Below are 18,838 nucleotides of genomic sequence, written 5' to 3' on the forward strand. Positions count from 1 at the left end.
ATTATATCCCCACAATCTTTAATAAATTAATAAAATTCTTCGCTCCTAAATATTTAATCAATTTATTTCCAATTAAATTTTTTTTTATACTTGATTTATTTAAAACATTTTTTGTAGATGCTATTACTTTTGCACATTTATTAATATTATATTTTTCTTCAACACCTCGTGTAATCATTAAATCTCCCCAATACATTCTTACCAGGTCATCAATAATAACTTTAGAGGCATTTTTCTTTTCAAAGAACTTTATTAAATCATCTGCTATTATTAATCTATCGCATATTTTTTTACATATTGCTCTTTCATCTCTTGATGTAATTGTGGAATTTTCTCTCATTCTTCTCATATACCAAGGCTTATCATCTATAAATATTTTTTTAGCATAATAAAATACTTTAAAAGTCCATTCTGCATCTTCATGATAATAACCTTCTCTAAAAAATAATTTATTTTTTAGAATAAACTCTTTTCTACATACTTTTAAATATGGTGCATGATGAAATGAGTTTTTATTTATTAAATCAACTAATATCTCTTTGCCTTCCTTATCTCTAATTTCATCATTAGTTAAATTTATAGGTAATACTTCTGTTATTTTCTCCTCATTACCATCTTCAAATCTACAATATGATGTATAAATAAAATCATATTTATTACTATCTAATATATTTATAAACTTCTCTATTATTACTTTGTCACTTATATAGTCATCACTATCTATAAATAATATGTAATCACCTTTTGCTTCTTTCAATCCTATATTTCTTGCAACAGATTGACCACTATTTAAAATATCAAATACTTTAACTCTATTATCTTCTTTTAAATATTTATCACATATATCTCCACTCTTATCTGTAGATCCATCATTAACTAATATAACTTCAAAATTCTCATATGACTGAGCTAATATACTATCAACACATTTATTTAACCATTTTTCCACATTATAAACAGGTATTATAACACTGATTTTCGGCTTGGTAGTCATCATTAAATAACCTCTCAATATCACTAATTCTATTTTTATAATTAAAGAAATCTATTCTTTCCTTAGATTTTTTCTTATAATATTTAAGCTTTTCATCATTATTTATAATTTCTTTTAAACCTTCATATAAAGCCTCTTCATTATTTTCAACCATATATCCAAATTGTCCAAAATTTAAAAGTTCATTTGGTCCTGAACAGTTTGTACTTATAACAGGTAATCCTAAAATCATTGCCTCTGCTATTACTAATGAAAATCCTTCATTTTTAGATGAGCATACAAATAAATCCCCTTTACTTATATACTTATATGGATTTTCCTTAAAGCCTAATAATTTAACATTACTTAAGTTATATTTATTTATAAGCTCTTCTAACTTAGGTCTAGCCCATCCCTCTCCTAAAATCCATAATTCATATTTAATATTATCTCTATTTAATTTATTACAAACTTCCAAAAGGCTTTCATACCCCTTTTGTGATACTAATCTTCCGCTGGTAACTAATAACCTTTTATCTTTTGGCTTTTCTATATCATTTACTTCTTCTTCAGCTTTTTTTACTACCTCTTCAGCTATAATAGGATTATATTTAACTTGAAGATTATCAAAATCATCTCCAAATAAATTTTTAAACCCTTCCTTAGCAGAGTTAGAAACAAAAACTATATCATTAAACTTTTTATAGCACTCTTTTTCTCTTTGTAAGCTTTCTCTAAAAACTCTACTTGTCCAATGTCCTTGAGATAGATCAATATGAACCCATGCAATTTTTTTGCTATTAGGATTAGTAGATGCCCCTATTATTTTTGTAGCTCTTCCTTCAATAAAAGCAATTTCAATATCATACTTTTCTCTTATTCCAAGCTTATAAAGTAAACTTCCATCACTTTTTTCCACAAAATTATGAAACACTCTGCTTATTCCTCTTATATTAGGAAAAATAGATTTATATTTTACATCTTTTCTTAAATCTTTTTTTCTTACACCATAATCCCATATACTCATTACAGTAATATCATATTTACTTATATCCATATTATTTATTAAATCTATAAATACTTTTTCAACTCCACCACCAGCAAAGCTTTCTATTAAAAATAGAATTTTTTTCTTCATATTTTTACCCCTATTTTAAGAATTTCTTTACTTTACAAAGATCATATATTATATTAACACTTCCTTCTTTCATAGCTTTAAATACCATATTTGTGTAAAATGAATTTGCTCTATCTAGTATTTCTAAAGAATCTTTAACTTGTTTTGTATTTAATATTTTTTCTATTTCCTTCTTCTTTTCTTTAGTATTTAAGTCACATTTCTTATGGTTATATATTTCAAAACACTCAATAACATGATGTATATACATGGAAGCTAATTTCTTTTTATTTTCATCATTATATATACCCCAGCTTTCCAGTAACTCCTTTAATCTATCATATCTAAAAGTTCTTACTTTAAACTTATTAGCATGATATCTTGTAACTATTGTTTCTTCAAAAGTTTTTACATAATGATAATAAGATTTTGTGCTTATTGTTAACTTATTTAATGCTTTGAAAACATCTATATTAAAGTTAGTATCTTGATCTATTGGAAGCCATTCAATAAACTTTAAGTTGTTTTTCTTTAAAAACTCTCTATTATAAAGTTTATTGTGTGTATAGTTAAATAAAAGATTATCAAATAAATCCATAAATATTAGTTTTATTTCTTCCTGTGAATTTAACACCATATCTTTATAATGAGCTTCACTGATAACAACCTGTCCATTCTTTTTGTGTACATCAAACTTCATACCACACATTACAACTTCAGCATTAGTTTTTTCACCTAAGTTATATTGTTCTTCTAACATATTGTTTTCTATATAATCATCAGCATCTACAAGTTGAATATATTTTCCCTTAGCTATAGATATTCCTGTATTTCTTGCTATACATGCACCTTCATTTTTCTTATTAATTACTATTATTCTTGAATCTCTTTTAGCATATTCTTCACATATAGCTAAACTCTTATCCTTCGAGCCATCATTAACTAAAATTAACTCTATTTCCTTTAAACTTTGGCTAAGCATACTTTCTATAGACTTAGCTAAATATTTTTCAGCATTATATACTGGCATTACTACACTAACTTTTATACTCATTATGCTTTCACCTTCCTAGCTAAAGATATTCCTTTAAATGCAGCTGATATTAATAAAGTATTATTCATTCTTACTAAAAAGGAAGTTAAACCTATAATTCCTTTATCACTTTTTCTATTAACTGCACACTTTTTTACATATGGTCTATCTATTATTCTTCTTATATATTCTCTTTTTTCCTTTGAAGTTAATTTACAATTATCATGATATAAATTTAAAAATGCTGAAAATGCTCCAGTTAAGTGATTACCATAAAGTACATAAGCATTTTCATTACTATAAAAATTCATATCTTCTAAAAAGCTTTCTAATAGTGAATGTATTTCCCATCCCCTCTCATACATATTTTCTATATACTGATATGTAATACTGTTATTATTTCTTCTAATATAGTAATAAAGCTTTTCTTTAATAAATGATATTTTTTTAGTTTTTCTAAAATACTGAAGGTTAAAAATAAAATCTTCTCCTGTTTTAATATCTTCATCAAAAGTTATATTATTATTTTCTATAATTTGTCTTTTATATATTTTGTTCCATAATGGATTTAAAAGACCACTATTTCCAAAATCCATAATATAATCTTTCATTTCTGACATTTCCATAACTTCTTTTAGATAAAACTCTCTAGTTATATCTTCAATTTTTCCTGTATTTAAAATCTTTCTTTCAATAAAATTACATACTGATACATCTGAATTATTTTTTTCTATAGAATTTATTAATATCTTTAGATAATCCTCATGTATTAAATCATCACTGTCAACAAATACAATATATTTTCCTTGAGCATTTTCAAGAGCTACATTTCTCGTATGAGATACACCTAAATTTTCTTGAAATATATATTTTATTCTCTTATCATCATTCATAAGCTTTGTACATATTTCTTTACTATTATCTGTAGATCCATCATCAACTAATATAAGTTCCCAGTCAGTATAGCTTTGATTTATAACTGCTTGTACTGTTTCTAATAAAAATTTTTCACTATTATATACTGGCATCAATACACTTATAGAAATATTACTCACTATCATTCCCCCTGATTTTATTATACTTTTGTATTGCTCTTGCTCTTTTAAGCCTTTTACTATGAATTACTGCTGCTAAAGAATTTAAATTCAGATAACATAATATAGAAAATGTTTTATCAAATATTTTATTAACAGTTAAATAGCTTCCTTTATGATTTATAAAATATTTATCTAACTTACTACTAAAGGCTATATTTTTTAATGCAGCTTTAAAACCTTTAATTTTGCTATATTCCTTTATAGCTTTTGAAATATTTTTCACATTTACTTCATCAACATATGATAATGCATTAATAAATTCCCAATAAATTAGATAATTTATATATTGCTCTGCTTTAATACTGTTTTTTTCAAGGAAATCTCTTATTATATCTACAGTATTTATGCACCTTTTTACCATATTACTTTTTGCTACGCTACTTTTAGTAAGTGAAGCTTCTGTTATTATGTAGTTATATAAAGGTTCGTCTAAACAATATATTTTTTTAGCTTTCATCATTGCTTCAAAATTAAATAATGTATCTTCACTGGCAACTTCGTTATAATTTACAAATTTAATATTATTATTTTTTATAAGCTCACTTTTGAATATCTTATGCCATACTGCTGTTCCTAATTTACAGTATTTTTCACAAAGGAAATCTTCCTTAATAATCATATCCATATTAATGATTCCTTCTTCTAGGCATAAGCTAACCTTTTTTTCTTCACCTTTTACATCATTAACATTACATATAACTATTTCACAATTATTATCTTCAGCTTTTTTATACATTTTTTCATACATTGTCACATCAATATAATCATCTGCATCAACAAAGCCTATATACTTTCCAGAAGCATTTTTTAAACCATTATTTCTAGCCTGTGATACTCCTGAATTAATTTGATCTATAACTTTAATTCTTTTATCTTCTAAACTTAAAGCTTGTAACACATCTAATGTTTTATCTTTTGAGCCATCATTAACTACAATAATTTCAATTTCTTTTAAGCTTTGATTTGAAATAGATTTAATACATTTTTCTATATATTTTTCTCCATTAAATACTGGAACAATTACACTAACTAAAGGCTTAATGGTAACCCTCTCCTTATTTCAATATTTCTAAATAAGATTTTACTGCTTTATCATAAGTAAATAGTTTGCTTCTTTCTTGTGATAAACTTAAAAATTTATTATATAATTCATTGTTATTTACCATAGTGTTAAAGCATTTTGCTAAACCGTTATAATCATCTACTTTAAATATAAGACCATATTTTCCGTTATCTAATATTTCCTTTGGCCCATAATCACAATCACTTGATATTATTGGTTTTTCACAATATAATGCCTCAATCATTACTGTTGGTAATGCTTCTCCCCTACTTGCTGAAACTAATATATCCATTTGATCTAATATTTTAAAAACATCTTTTCTCGCTCCCCAAAATTTCACCTTATCTTTAAGCTTATTATCTTCAATTAATCTTAATACCTCATCATTAAATGTCTTATCTTCAACACCACCAATAAAATTTAAAGTAAAGTTTCTATCTTTTACTTCACTAAAAGCTTTAATAATTATATCCTGAGCTTTTCTTGGTTGAATCCAACCTATAACTGCAATATTGATATTTTTCTTACCTTTAATATCCTTATATTTAATTTTGTGATACTTTATTTCATAAAAAATAACTGGATTATATATTGTAGTAATCTTTTTCTTATTTACCCAACCTTCTTTTATGAGAGCTTCCTTTAATTCATTGGAAACAGCAATAACTTTATCACATAAATTTAAAGATATTTTTGCTACACCACTTCTTAAAATATCATTTTTAGAAAATCCCCATAAATTAGGTCTTATATGAACAACAGAAATTACTTTTACTTTTTTTCCGCTAAAAACTGCTGCTAATTTTGCTATAAGACCTTCAAACCATGTATTTGCTATAATTGAATCTATATCTTTATCTAAAATAAATCTTCTAAGCTTCATAATTCTATTACCATGATTAGTACAGCTTAATAACGTTATATTATTTCCATATATAGTATCTGCACTAAAGGTAACTATTTCACTTTTAATATTTTTCTTTTGAAAAGCATGATGCATATTATATACAAATTTACTGATTCCACCATTATCTAGAACATTACTATATATCGCTATTGCCATAATTTCTCTCCTTAAATAGTGCATAAAATATTTATCCACTTATTGATTATTGAATTAATATTAAACTTATCTATATCAAGTTCTGCTTTATCACTAAATTCCTTTAGCTTTTTATCATCTTGTAAAACACTATTAACTTTATTACTCATTTCTTTAATATCATTTGCTTTAACTAAATATCCATTAACATTATTTCTTATAATTTCTGATGGTCCAGTTGGACAATCAAAACTTACTATAGGTAGCTTATGATTTTTAGCTTCTAAAAGAGTCATTGGTAATCCTTCAAATCTTGAAGTCATTACATATAAAGCACTATTTTCATAATAATCTTCCACATTAGAAACTTTACCTTTAAGAATTAATCTATCTTGTAAATTATATTCCTTGATTTTACTTTGAAGCTTTTCTTTATCTTCACCATCACCTAAAATAATCCACTTATAATCAGGATTTTTACTTAACACATCCTTTGCTACATCACAAAGAATATCAAAGCCTTTTTGATATGTAAGCCTTCCTACACTTACTATTTGCTTAGAATTAATATTGCAATTTTTAATTTCTACACTTTCCATAGGATTATATATATAATCTATTTTTCCTTTAATCTTTAAATTTTTTAAATAATTATTCTTATCCTCTTCTGTTAAAGTGATTATATAATCTGAACACTTAGCATCAATTTTTCTTGCTAAAGCTCTTAATGATGATCCGTTATTTTCATAGAAATTAAAGTGTTCCCAAGCTATATGTTTAGTACTAGTAAATCTTGTAGCTGGAATAGAAAAAATACTGCTTATTACTTCCACATCTATAAAAACATCAATGTTATTTTTCTTAACGTAATTTCTAATTCCCTTAACTACTTTAAAATATTGCTTTTTAAAATTTAAAGCTTTATCATTTAAAATTCTGCTTTGCTTTATTCTTTTATCCAGTGGAAAAAATGAAGTCATATTTTCATTTACTGTACTTAAAATATGAATTTCAAATAAATCTTCTTTTTTACAAAACTCATTGGCTATAATAGCTAAAACTCTTTCTGTCCCTCCACTTCTGGACATGTCTCCACTTAAAAAGCATATTTTCTTCATTACTATTACTCCTTAACTAAAACTTATATAAAATATTTCTGATAAAATTTTCAATATTATCACTTACCTTTTTATTTTTATCTATTACATATATTCCACTGACTAATACTAATGAGGTAAACTTATTTCTATGTCTCATAGCCGTACCAGTATTAAGACTTCCAAGTCCAAAAACAAAACCACCAAGCAACAATACTAAAACTAAGGCTTTAATTTTACTTTCCATGGTTCTAAAATACCGTGCTATTAAATACATACCAAAAACAAATATAGTAGAATCAAACATTAATGTTGCTAAATCCAATCCTCCTCTTACAAGCCATGGCATAGGTGAAAGTAATAAAAATATTTCCTTAACAGGTCCCCAAATTATTAAGTCTATTGGACTATCCATTTCTATATTAGTTAAGTAAGCGGAACCTCCTCCTGTATCTGCTGTAGCCTTACCATATATTTCATCACCTGCATTTTGCAATATAAGAAGTGCCACAACTATTCCTGATACAATTAAAAGCTTATTAAATATATTAAAGCTAATTTTTTTCTTTTTACGACTATAAAAAATAAAATAATAAATATATGGCACAACAACAACCATAACTCCACTATGATATTTTCCTCCTATAAGCCCCATTAGTATGGCGAGTACTGCATATATATAATTATATTTTTCAAACCATTTCAGGAAAAAGTAAATGGATTGAACTATAAAATAATACATTGATGCTTCTCTCAATAGTGCATATCCCATAAGCATAGGTATAGGCATGAAAAGCCATAATGCAATTAATAGCTTTTCATTTCTAGTCTTAAATTCTAACAAATCAGCTATATCAATAAGCTTTGTCGCTGCTAGCATGATAAATGATATATTTATAAAATGTCCAAAGAAGTTGTACTCTCCAAAAATATAGTAAACAACCCCTAAAAATTGAGAATAAAAACCTGTAAAGTGCTCTAAAAGCTGTTCTGGCAGTGCTGCAGCCGTGAGCCTTGCCATTTCATCAAATTTATATGCATCACCAGTGTTAAATGGTAATCTTGATACATTAGTATCATAAATCATCATTAATAATCTAAGTAAAAAGCCTATAAGTAAAAACATAAACATGGTGGTATCCTTAGATTTATGATAAAACCATCCAATAAGAACAAAGGAATTTATAAACATCCAAAGTACAGTTAATGTGTAGCTATCAACTACATCCTTTAACATTAAACTTATAAATGCTTCCATCATTGAAAATAACAAATATATTCTCATTGGTTTCCTCCTTACTTATCACTTAGCCATTTAAAACATTATCATATATGCTTTCTATATTTTTCACATAACATTTTATATTGTATTTTTTCTGTACAAATTTATATCCGTTTAATGCATATCTTTTTGCAATATCCTCATTGCTCTTAATTTTTTCTAACTTATCTATAAACTCTTTATAATTCCCTGCTTGTATTAATAATCCTGTTTCATTTGTCACTAACTCATTAATGCTTCCAACATCCATTGATATAACTGCTTTCTTAAAGGCCATGCCTTCTAATAACACCATTGGAAGACCTTCATATATTGATGGCAGGAACAACACATCTATTAGAGGATAAAATTTATAGATATCCTCTTGAAAGCCAGTAAGAATAAACATATCATTTAAATCTAATTTACTAATAAGCTCCTTAACTTGATCTTCTTGTTCACCATTTCCCACCAAAAGTACTTTGCAATCTTCAAATCTATTCTTATGCTTAGCAAACTCATTAATAAAGGGTAATATTCCCTTTTGTTCTGATAATCTTCCTATAAACCCTAGGATTTTCTTGTCCTTTGGAATGTTAAATTCCTTTCTCACATTTTCAACATCATTAAAATCAATATTTGTAATGCCTTCTATATCCATTGCATTAGAAAGACTTTCAGCTTTGTCCTTATTAAAATATGGTGCATATTTATTATAAAAATCATATACTCTTCTACCGCAAGTGATATTAAAATCATATTTAGGCCTAAAGATGCCATCTATCTTCTTATTGATTCCACCTGTTTTTATCCATGGATAACAATTATGAATATGTGAAATTACTTTTACATCTAACTTATATATCTTTTTTAACATATATCCGTATAATGATGCTGTGTTGTCATGGCAATGAAGTATTTCTATATTTTTTTCCTTAATTAAAGACTTTAAATTTTTTAAAGTCTTTAATAAATCTTTTTTACCAAAGCTTAATGCATATGTATCTATACCTTTATCATCAAATGCCTTCTTTAAACTTTCTCCACCACAAACAACTATTGGTTCATACTTTTTAAAATTGCTGCACATTAATAATGCCATTTTTTCTGCTCCGCTCATTTTATTCATTGGCAGAATATGCATAACCTTCTTTATGATAATAACCTCCTTCTTCTAATTCCTTATATATAAGCCTTAATCCTTCGTTAATAGTCTTAACATCATACTTTTCAATTTCTTTTGAAATTATAAATTGATTATCTCCATATAAATACTGATTTTCTATAGCTTTTGCTGTAGCTTCATAGTCTCCTACTTCCACTATCTCACCAACGGTTTCATCTACCACAATATCTCTACAGCCTCTTATATTAGTAGCAATTACTTTTTTACCACAGGCCATAAGCTCCATTAAGTTTCTTGGCAAACCTTCTCTATATGAAAGAAGTACCCCTATATTACATATATTAATAAGTTCATTAATATCATTTCTAAATCCTAGGAAATTAACTTTACCTTCAAGCCCTCTATTTTTAACTTCACTTTGTAGTTCTGAAAGTTTATCTCCTTCACCTACACATATGGCTTTTATTTCAGGATATGTATCCTTTAAAACTTCCATTGCTTCAATAAGTTGTACTTGATTTTTATTTTCATTAAGTTCCGCTATCATCAAAACAACAAAATCATTTTCTTTTAGCCCAAGCTCCTTTTTCTTGCTTAATATTTCTTTCTGAGATAATTTCTTATATTGATTTAAATCTAAACCTACGCCATTTAATAAATAACAATTCTTTGGCTTTAACTTATTTTTAGTTATTTCATAATCTTCAGAATTAATATTAATAGTAGTATCTGTAAGCTTGGCCATTATTTTTTCTATGGGATAATACATTATCCATCCTAACTTTGAACCACCTTTTAAAAAATGATATCCATGAGCTGTATAAATTGTCTTTAAATTGTTAAACCTTAGCTTTAATAATCTTCCATATATAGATGCTATAGGTGTATGCACATGAACTATATCAAACTTCTCTCTTTTTTGTATCTTAACAAGATTCTTAAAAGCTCTTATGTTTCCTAAACCCAAAGGATTTCTAGAAAAAGGAATATCGTATATCTTTACTCCCTTTTCTAGCAGTCCTTTATTTATAGGCTTATCTATAGAGCAAGCACACTGCACTTCATAGCCTTCTTTTAATAACATTTCAATGTGAGGAACAAGAAATGCATTGATTGTCCTACTAACTGTTGTTACATATAATACTTTCTTCATTAACTCCTCCTAATTTTATTACTTTAGCAGGGATTCCTACTACTGTAGCTCCTGCTGGTATATCTTTTGTTACCACTGCTCCTGCACCTATTATCGCTGCCATACCTACATTTTTCCCTTGAATTATTGTAGACCCTGATCCAAACATGACTCCTTCTCCAATTCTGTCATTACCTGATATATTTACATTCCATAAAAGAGATACATAATTTTCTATTATGGTATCATGACCTACTCCACATTTTGGACTTATTATCACGTGATTTCCTATGGATACATTAGTAGTTATAATAACACCTTCATAAACTATGCATCCCTCACCAATTTCCATATAATCATGTATCAAGACTTTTGGATGTACAATTGTAGCAAACTTAAATTTATTATTTAATTTTGTTACAATTCTCTTTTTAACCTCATAATTAGCAATAGCAATTACCACATAAATATCTTTACTCATCATAGTAAGAGAATCAATTCCACCTAAAACTGCATATCCATTTACAACATTACCCCAATTTTCTGGATTATCATCTATATATCCAATCAAGTTCCAAGTTGGCTCTAACCTATTTATCTGTTGTATTATCAAAGAAACCTCTCGACCTACGCCTCCTGCTCCAACAATAACTATATTTTTCATAACAACCGCTACCTTATAATTTGTTTAAATCTTTATTACATTTCTTAAATTTATAAATTTACTTTTCTTACTTTTATTTGAGTAATCATAATATAATTTTTCTGAATACATTTCTACATCATTTAAAATCGTTCCTATAATATTAGCATTTACCTTCTCCAACTCTTTAAAAGCTTGTGATACATGTTTTGATTTACTTACCTCAGATCGTACAACAACTACTGTAGCATCTGCCTTTATTGCTAATAGCTTCGAATCTGTTACTGGTAATATTGGTGGAGTATCTAAAATTATATAATCAAAATTAATTTTACATTGCTCTAAAAAGTTCTCCATAGTATTTGATCCTATAATTTCTGCAGGATTTGGTGGTAAAGTTCCTGTGGTAAGCAGATATAAATTATCATCTATCTTTTTCATTACATTATTTAATTTAGATGTACCAACTAAAACATCTGTTAACCCTTCTTCATTGGAAACATTAAATTTTCTATGAAGAGATGGCTTTCTTAAATCACAATCTATTATCAATACTCTCTTCCCATTTTGAAAAAATGTATAAGCTAAATTACCAGCAACTGTTGATTTGCCTTCTCCAGCATTAGAACTTGTCACTACTAATGTTTTTACTTGCTTATCAATAGATGAATACTGAATATTGGTTCTAAGGGATCTATAACTTTCTGCTGTAATTGATTTGGGTAATTTATCTACTATGAACATTTTTTCTTACCACCCTTTCAAACTCTTTTTCGTGTGTAGGTATTATTCCTAATATAGGTAAACCTGTTATCTTTTCTAATTGCTTTCTATTTTTCACACTTCCATCTAAATATATTAAGACCATAACTATTCCACTTGAAAAAATTAACCCTATAGCAAAACCTAATATTATAGGTTTCTTTTTATTTGGATATATAGTACTTACATTTATATCAGAAACTATTTTTGACTTTACATCAGGTTGAATTTCTTTTAATTCACTAATTAAACAATCATAAATAGTATCTATAATTTTCTCTACCTCCTCTTTATTTCCACCACTATATGAAATTGTAAATATAGGTGCATTTGCTCCTGGAGTAATTCCTATATTATTTTTTACAGTTTCATAATTTGTTTCAACATGATTTCTTTTAAGTGGTTTTTCTAAGTAATCTCCAGCCTTTATAATTTCAATAAATATTTTGCAAAAATTACTATAATACTCAATTTGATCTTCAGAATAATAATCCATTTCTTTTTCACTAGTACTTATTAATACTTTCATAAAACCTGAATAAGATGGTCCAATACCTATTGTCCTACTAAAACCTAAAATTGTGGTAATTAATGTTATAAGAATAATTATCCATAATCTTTTCTTGAAGCTTCTTAATATTTCACTTATACTAATTAAATTCTCTTCCATTTAATTTCCTCCTAGCATTTTATCTATTAGTTGCTTCCATTGAAATACTCCATTGTAGCATTATTTTCTTGATTAATACCTTCTTTAATAATTACCTTCTTCATAGTTAAAAATATTATCTTTAAATCTAGTAAAAGATTTCTATTTTTTACATACCAAACATCTAAATTAAATTTTTCAGTCCAAGTAATTGAGTTTCTGCCATTGATTTGCGCCCAACCTGTTAATCCTGGTCTTACATCATGTCTTTTACTTTGCTCTTCACTATATAAAGATAAGTATTGTGTTAAAAGAGGTCTTGGCCCAACAATACTCATATCTCCCTTTAATATATTAATAAGCTCTGGAAGTTCATCTACGCTTAAACTTCTAAGCTTAGCTCCAAAAGGAGTTAATCTTTCTTCATCACTTAAATAATTGCCGTTTTTATCTTTACTATCTTTCATTGATCTAAATTTAATCATTTTAAATACCTTATTATCTTTACCAACTCTCTCTTGCACAAAAAATACAGGACTTCCTAAATTAAAATAAACAAGAATTGCTACTATAATTAATATAGGTGATAAAACTACTAAGGCTGTCAATGAAATAATAATATCTAAAAACCTTTTAGCAATTTCATATAAAATATTCCCTTTAATATCAATTCACCTCTTTTATATTAATTAAAAAAGATTTTTAATTATTTCAATAACTCTTTTTAAATCATCATTGGTCATCTTAGTGTCAGATGGAAGACACACACCCCTATTAAATATATCTTCTCCAACGCTTATACCGCTTTCATTGTGACTATAAAACATATTGTCCTTATATATAGGTTGTAAGTTCATTGGCTTCCAAATACGTCTTGATTCTATATTTTCTTTTTCTAAAGCTTCAATTATATCTGTTGGCTTAACTTTACTTTCTTCCTTTAATGTTATTACTGATAACCATTGATTGCTTGTACACCCTTCTGTTATTGGCATCATCTTTATATCATCAATTTCTTTAAATGCTTCCTTGTATGTTTTAAAAATATGGTTTTTCTCTTTTACTCTTCTGTCTAATACTCTTAATTGACCACGACCTATTCCTGCCACCACATTACTCATTCTATAGTTATAACCTATTCCTTTATGTTCATAATAAGGCATAGCTTCTTTAGCTTGTGTTGATAAAAATCTAGCTTTTTTCACATACTCATCATTATTTGATACCAAAGCTCCTCCTCCAGATGTAGTAATTATCTTATTACCATTAAAAGAATATATTCCTATATCTCCAAAAGTTCCACTCATCTTACCTTTATAAGTAGAACCTAAACTTTCTGCTGCATCTTCAATAATTTTTACATTATACGAATCACATAACTCCTTAATGGCTTCTATATTTGCACTATTACCATAAAGGTTAACAACAATTGCTACCTTTGGAGTTATTCCTTTTACTTTTAAATCTTCCAAGGCCTTTTTTAAAGCTTTTGGTGACATATTAAAGCTTTCTGGCTCTGAATCTATAAATACTGGAATTCCACCTTCATATACTATAGGATTACAGCTTGCACAAAATGTTAAAGCTGAACAAAGAACATAATCTCCTTTTGTTATACCTAAAAGCTTCACTGCTAAATGAATAGCACTGGTACCTGAACTTAAAGCAGCTGCTGATTTAACTCCTACATATTCTGATAGTTCTTTTTCAAACTCATTCACATTTGGCCCTAATGGCGCAATCCAATTTGTATCAAAAGCTTCCTTAACAAACTCCCTTTCTAATCCTCCCATATGTGGTGATGCTAAAAATATCCTCTCACTACTCATACTAAACACCTCTTATTATCATAATTATTTATCACTTGAAAGTTGTAGTTGCTGCTATTTCTTCCTTTGCCATACTTGTTGATTCTTCTATATTTTCCTTGTAAGTTGGTACTATACTTTTTAATGTATTTCTCAACTCCACCATATCGTTTTTACTTGAAATATACATTAATCTTGAAATAGCTTTTTTCAATTTTACTAAATTAAAGTATCCTGGCTTACCAATAAAAATCTTTTCGTGAGCTGTATTCTTTAATCCCTCTTCATCCATAAGAAGTTCTTCATATAATTTTTCACCTGGCCTTAACCCTGTTACTTCTATTTCAATATCCTTATTAGGTTCAAAACCTGAAAGCTTAATTAAGTTTTTCGCTAAGTCATATATCTTAACTGGTTCTCCCATATCAAGAACAAATATTTCTCCACCTTTTGCATAAACACCGGCTTGCAGTACAAGCTGTGCTGCTTCTGGAATAGTCATAAAAAATCTTGTTATTTCTTTATGAGTAAGGGTAACAGGTCCTCCCTTAGCAATTTGCTTTTTAAATAACGGAACCACTGATCCATTGGAACCTAATACATTGCCAAACCTAACTGCCACAAAATCAGTTTTACTTTCTTTATTAATTGCTTGTATTATCATTTCACAAAGTCTCTTGCTGGCTCCCATAACATTTGTTGGGTTTACTGCTTTATCTGTTGATATTAGAACAAACCTTTCAACATTGTATTTACTTGCTGCTTCTGCTACATTCAATGTGCCCATAACATTATTTTTAATAGCTTCACATGGACTATCTTCCATTAACGGCACATGCTTATGAGCTGCTGCATGGAAAACAACTTGAGGCTTATACTGATTAAATACATGCTCTAATCTTACTTTATCTCTTACAGAGCCTATAAGAGTTACTAAGTTAAGCTCTGGATAATTTCTTTTTAACTCCATTTGAATTTCATAAGCATTATTTTCATAAATATCTAATATAATAAGTTGTTTTGGATTGAATCTTACTATTTGACGGCACAACTCTGAACCTATAGAACCTCCCCCACCAGTTACTAATACTATTTTTTCTTGCAAATAATCAGCTATTCCACTGTAATCAAGTTTCACAGTTTCTCTACCTAATAAATCATTAACATCCACATCTCTAATGCTATCAATAGAAAATTTACCATCTATCATCTCATTAAGACCTGGCATTATTTTAACTTGAACTTTTAATTCTTTACATTCATTAATTAATTCTTTTAATGTCTTTTTTTCTAAATTAGCAATAGCAATTACTACTTCTTCAACATCCTTTTCATAAACTATTTGCTTTATATCATATCTATTGCCTAATATTCTTATTCCATCTATATAAGTTCCTAGCTTCTGTTTATCATCATCAATAATTCCCACAACTCTCTTTTTTAGTTCTGGTCTTTTGCTTAATTCTCTTACTACTAAAGCCCCTGCTGAACCTGCTCCAATAACTAATACTCTTTTAAAGTTTTTATTTTTAATGGTTGTATTAAAAATAATTGCTCGTCTTAATATTCTCCAACTTAATCTAAGACCATTACAAGAAACCATAATAAATATTGCTGATAAAGTAGTTACCATAATTGGTATTCTGTTTGTTGACACTAATGATAATATAGCATTTAATACATAAGCTACTGTAACTGCAATAATTCCTTTGCTTAATTCTGAAACTCCTGCTAAAGACCAAATGCTATTATACTGCTTAAATATTGCTAATACTGTAATATATATTATAGTTGCTAAAATTATCCTATTAAAATTTCCAATAAAATATGTTATTATTTCATTAAAAGTCATATACTCTAAATAAAATCTAAATATATAAGATAAAAAATATGAGAATATTATTAAAGAAAAATCTAATAAAAGTAAAATTCCAACTTTAGTCTTCCTATTTTTTAATACATATTCTGTTAGTACATTGCTTATCATTAGCTTTCCTCCTCATTTCATATTCTTTCTTCATTAACTTGAATAAAATATTTTTTAACAAAATTATCAACCCATTATTTAACATTAATACCTAATTAAGTATAACACTCTTTTAATATATAAACATAAAGTTTCGTTCTAAAATTTATGATATAAACTTCTTTCTTTCAACATTATATTTTTTCTATTTTTGGAAATATTAATCTTTTTATTATTTTTTTAATACTATTTTATTTTTATTTATATTAAAAATTTTAATTAATATAAAATTCAACATAACAAAAAGACATCAAATTTACTCAAATTTGATGTCTTTTTTTAATATTACTTTATTTAATTTAATTATTCATCACTTTTTCCTACACCTGAAAGTATTAAACCTTTATTATGTTCTAAAGCCCAATTGATACCCCAATCATTTTGGAATATTAATATGTTTCTATCCTTAAAGTCTTTTACCTTCTTAGCATCGGAAGTTAAGTTTAACTTATCTATATCTATGTCATTATTTTCTATCCATCTTACATATCTAAATGGAAGTCTATCCATCTTAATTTCAACGTTATATTCACTCTTTAGTCTATATTCAAGAACTTCAAATTGTAGTACCCCTACAACTCCAACGATAATTTCTTCCATACCAACATGATTTTCTCTAAATACTTGAATTGCACCTTCTTGTGCTATTTGTGTAACACCCTTAACGAATTGTTTTCTCTTCATAGTGTCCACTGGTCTAACTCTGGCAAAGTGTTCTGGTGCAAATGTTGGAATTCCCTCAAATTTAAATTTCTTTGAAGGCATACATAATGTATCTCCAATTGAGAAGATTCCTGGATCAAATACCCCAATGATATCTCCTGCATATGCTTCTTCTACTATTTCTCTATCTTGAGCCATAAATTGTTGTGGTTGAGCAAGTTTAACTTTCTTACCACCTTGCATATGGAAAACTTCTAATCCTTTTTGGAATTTACCTGAACATATTCTCATGAAAGCAATTCTATCTCTATGAGCTTTGTTCATATTAGCTTGTATCTTAAATACAAAAGCTGAGAAATTTTCATCAAATACATCTATTTCTCCAATGTTTGATTGTCTTGGAAGTGGTGATGTAGTCATTTCTAAGAAGTTTTCTAAGAATGGCTCAACTCCAAAATTAGTTAAGGCAGATCCAAAGAATACTGGAGTTAATTCTCCTGTTCTTACTTTTTCCACATCAAATTCATCACCAGCTATATCAAGAAGTTCAATATCTTCCATTAACTTATCATGAAGTGCTGATCCTAAGATTTCTCTAAATCTTTCATCATCTACAGAACCTTCTATTGCCTCAACTTCTGTAGCACCATGATTACCACCATTGAAAGCTATGATTCTTTCATTCTTTCTGTCATAAACACCTTTAAATTCCTTACCTGAACCTATTGGCCAATTCATTGGATATGTCTTGATTCCAAGTTCGCTTTCAATATCCTCAAGTAATTGGAATGGATCTTGTGCTTCTCTATCCATCTTATTGATGAAAGTGAAGATTGGCATCTCTCTTAATGAGCATACATGGAATAACTTTCTTGTTTGATCTTCCACCCCTTTAGCAGCATCTACAACCATTACTGCAGAGTCAGCAGCCATAAGAGTTCTATATGTATCTTCAGAGAAGTCTTGATGTCCTGGAGTATCTAATATGTTGATGCAGTGTCCTGAGTAGTTAAACTGCATTACTGATGAAGTAACAGAAATCCCTCTTTGTTTTTCTATTTCCATCCAGTCTGAAACAGCATGTGTTGATGCCTTTCTTGCTTTTACAGAACCTGCAAGCCTAATTGCTCCTCCGTATAATAGGAACTTTTCTGTTAATGTTGTCTTACCAGCATCAGGGTGAGATATGATTGCAAAGGTTCTTCTTTTCTTAATCTCATTTATGTAATCTGCCAATTTGTCATCCTCCTAAATTTTAATCTATAATTACCTAAACTCCGCTACCGCTGGAGTTTTTTCTTTAATTCATCATTGATAATCTATAATTCGTTATTATAGATATTCCT

17 protein-coding genes are annotated in these 18,838 nt (G+C 27.7%); all 17 read right to left on the reverse strand.

Annotated features, from left to right (window positions below):
* Position 1: 1 nt before the first annotated feature.
* Positions 2–997 (reverse strand): glycosyltransferase, encoded by a 996-nt coding sequence (locus Q5O29_RS06755; RefSeq protein WP_243166540.1) that lies wholly within the window; start codon positions 995–997, stop codon positions 2–4.
* On the reverse strand, positions 951–2,111 hold the full coding sequence (locus tag Q5O29_RS06760; protein ID WP_022212206.1) for a glycosyltransferase: 1,161 nt from the start codon (positions 2,109–2,111) through the stop codon (positions 951–953). The genes Q5O29_RS06755 and Q5O29_RS06760 overlap by 47 nt, the downstream gene beginning before the upstream one ends.
* 10 nt (positions 2,112–2,121) lie before the next feature.
* Positions 2,122–3,144 carry a glycosyltransferase family 2 protein gene (locus tag Q5O29_RS06765; RefSeq protein ID WP_022212207.1) on the reverse strand — a complete coding sequence of 341 codons (1,023 nt, stop codon included), beginning with the start codon at positions 3,142–3,144 and terminating at the stop codon, positions 2,122–2,124.
* Positions 3,144–4,178, reverse strand: a complete 1,035-nt coding sequence (locus Q5O29_RS06770; protein WP_022212208.1) for a glycosyltransferase family 2 protein — start codon at positions 4,176–4,178, stop codon at positions 3,144–3,146. The genes Q5O29_RS06765 and Q5O29_RS06770 overlap by 1 nt, the downstream gene beginning before the upstream one ends.
* The gene (locus Q5O29_RS06775; protein WP_186834512.1) at positions 4,171–5,262 is read right to left on the reverse strand and encodes a glycosyltransferase; all 1,092 of its coding nucleotides are present in this window, start codon (positions 5,260–5,262) and stop codon (positions 4,171–4,173) included. The genes Q5O29_RS06770 and Q5O29_RS06775 overlap by 8 nt, the downstream gene beginning before the upstream one ends.
* Positions 5,263–5,275: 13 nt before the next feature.
* A complete protein-coding gene (locus tag Q5O29_RS06780) occupies positions 5,276–6,346 on the reverse strand; it encodes a glycosyltransferase (RefSeq protein ID WP_022212210.1) in 1,071 nt (356 codons plus the stop codon).
* 11 nt (positions 6,347–6,357) lie between these two features.
* Complete coding sequence (locus tag Q5O29_RS06785; protein WP_022212211.1) at positions 6,358–7,443, reverse strand: glycosyltransferase family 4 protein; 1,086 nt, start codon at positions 7,441–7,443, stop codon at positions 6,358–6,360.
* Positions 7,444–7,459: 16 nt separating this feature from the next.
* Complete coding sequence (locus tag Q5O29_RS06790; protein ID WP_022212212.1) at positions 7,460–8,707, reverse strand: hypothetical protein; 1,248 nt, start codon at positions 8,705–8,707, stop codon at positions 7,460–7,462.
* Between the two features lie 22 nt (positions 8,708–8,729).
* The gene (locus Q5O29_RS06795) at positions 8,730–9,785 is read right to left on the reverse strand and encodes a glycosyltransferase family 4 protein (RefSeq protein ID WP_022212213.1); all 1,056 of its coding nucleotides are present in this window, start codon (positions 9,783–9,785) and stop codon (positions 8,730–8,732) included.
* 19 nt (positions 9,786–9,804) lie between these two features.
* Positions 9,805–10,962, reverse strand: coding sequence for a glycosyltransferase family 4 protein (locus Q5O29_RS06800; RefSeq protein ID WP_022212214.1), 1,158 nt, complete (start codon positions 10,960–10,962; stop codon positions 9,805–9,807).
* Positions 10,931–11,605, reverse strand: coding sequence for an acetyltransferase (locus Q5O29_RS06805; protein WP_022212215.1), 675 nt, complete (start codon positions 11,603–11,605; stop codon positions 10,931–10,933). The genes Q5O29_RS06800 and Q5O29_RS06805 overlap by 32 nt, the downstream gene beginning before the upstream one ends.
* A 24-nt stretch (positions 11,606–11,629) precedes the next feature.
* Positions 11,630–12,328: a CpsD/CapB family tyrosine-protein kinase gene (locus Q5O29_RS06810; protein WP_022212216.1), complete on the reverse strand. Its 699-nt coding sequence runs from the start codon at positions 12,326–12,328 to the stop codon at positions 11,630–11,632.
* A complete protein-coding gene (locus Q5O29_RS06815) occupies positions 12,312–13,016 on the reverse strand; it encodes a YveK family protein (RefSeq protein ID WP_022212217.1) in 705 nt (234 codons plus the stop codon). Before Q5O29_RS06815 ends, Q5O29_RS06810 begins: the two co-directional genes overlap by 17 nt.
* A 26-nt stretch (positions 13,017–13,042) precedes the next feature.
* Positions 13,043–13,666 (reverse strand): sugar transferase, encoded by a 624-nt coding sequence (locus tag Q5O29_RS06820; protein WP_370545598.1) that lies wholly within the window; start codon positions 13,664–13,666, stop codon positions 13,043–13,045.
* An 18-nt stretch (positions 13,667–13,684) separates the two neighbouring features.
* Positions 13,685–14,824: an aminotransferase class I/II-fold pyridoxal phosphate-dependent enzyme gene (locus tag Q5O29_RS06825; protein ID WP_022212219.1), complete on the reverse strand. Its 1,140-nt coding sequence runs from the start codon at positions 14,822–14,824 to the stop codon at positions 13,685–13,687.
* A 31-nt stretch (positions 14,825–14,855) separates the two neighbouring features.
* Entirely contained in the window at positions 14,856–16,790 is a 1,935-nt protein-coding gene (locus tag Q5O29_RS06830) for a nucleoside-diphosphate sugar epimerase/dehydratase (protein ID WP_022212220.1), read from the reverse strand.
* A gap of 342 nt (positions 16,791–17,132) precedes the next feature.
* On the reverse strand, positions 17,133–18,728 hold the full coding sequence (locus Q5O29_RS06835; protein WP_022212221.1) for a peptide chain release factor 3: 1,596 nt from the start codon (positions 18,726–18,728) through the stop codon (positions 17,133–17,135).
* Between the last annotated feature and the right edge of the window lie 110 nt (positions 18,729–18,838).

The sequence above is a fragment of the Clostridium sp. CAG:265 genome, assembly GCF_000436575.1.
GTDB lineage: Bacteria > Bacillota > Clostridia > Clostridiales > Clostridiaceae > Clostridium > Clostridium lentum.

Coding starts and splice junctions, on each gene's coding strand:
- Q5O29_RS06755 (WP_243166540.1), bottom strand. CDS start 997: ATGATGACTACCAAGCCGAAAATCAGTGTTATAATACCTGTTTATAAT.
- Q5O29_RS06760 (WP_022212206.1), bottom strand. CDS start 2,111: ATGAAGAAAAAAATTCTATTTTTAATAGAAAGCTTTGCTGGTGGTGGA.
- Q5O29_RS06765 (WP_022212207.1), bottom strand. CDS start 3,144: ATGAGTATAAAAGTTAGTGTAGTAATGCCAGTATATAATGCTGAAAAA.
- Q5O29_RS06780 (WP_022212210.1), bottom strand. CDS start 6,346: ATGGCAATAGCGATATATAGTAATGTTCTAGATAATGGTGGAATCAGT.
- Q5O29_RS06785 (WP_022212211.1), bottom strand. CDS start 7,443: ATGAAGAAAATATGCTTTTTAAGTGGAGACATGTCCAGAAGTGGAGGG.
- Q5O29_RS06790 (WP_022212212.1), bottom strand. CDS start 8,707: ATGAGAATATATTTGTTATTTTCAATGATGGAAGCATTTATAAGTTTA.
- Q5O29_RS06795 (WP_022212213.1), bottom strand. CDS start 9,785: ATGGCATTATTAATGTGCAGCAATTTTAAAAAGTATGAACCAATAGTT.
- Q5O29_RS06800 (WP_022212214.1), bottom strand. CDS start 10,962: ATGAAGAAAGTATTATATGTAACAACAGTTAGTAGGACAATCAATGCA.
- Q5O29_RS06805 (WP_022212215.1), bottom strand. CDS start 11,605: ATGAAAAATATAGTTATTGTTGGAGCAGGAGGCGTAGGTCGAGAGGTT.
- Q5O29_RS06810 (WP_022212216.1), bottom strand. CDS start 12,328: ATGTTCATAGTAGATAAATTACCCAAATCAATTACAGCAGAAAGTTAT.
- Q5O29_RS06815 (WP_022212217.1), bottom strand. CDS start 13,016: ATGGAAGAGAATTTAATTAGTATAAGTGAAATATTAAGAAGCTTCAAG.
- Q5O29_RS06825 (WP_022212219.1), bottom strand. CDS start 14,824: ATGAGTAGTGAGAGGATATTTTTAGCATCACCACATATGGGAGGATTA.
- Q5O29_RS06830 (WP_022212220.1), bottom strand. CDS start 16,790: ATGATAAGCAATGTACTAACAGAATATGTATTAAAAAATAGGAAGACT.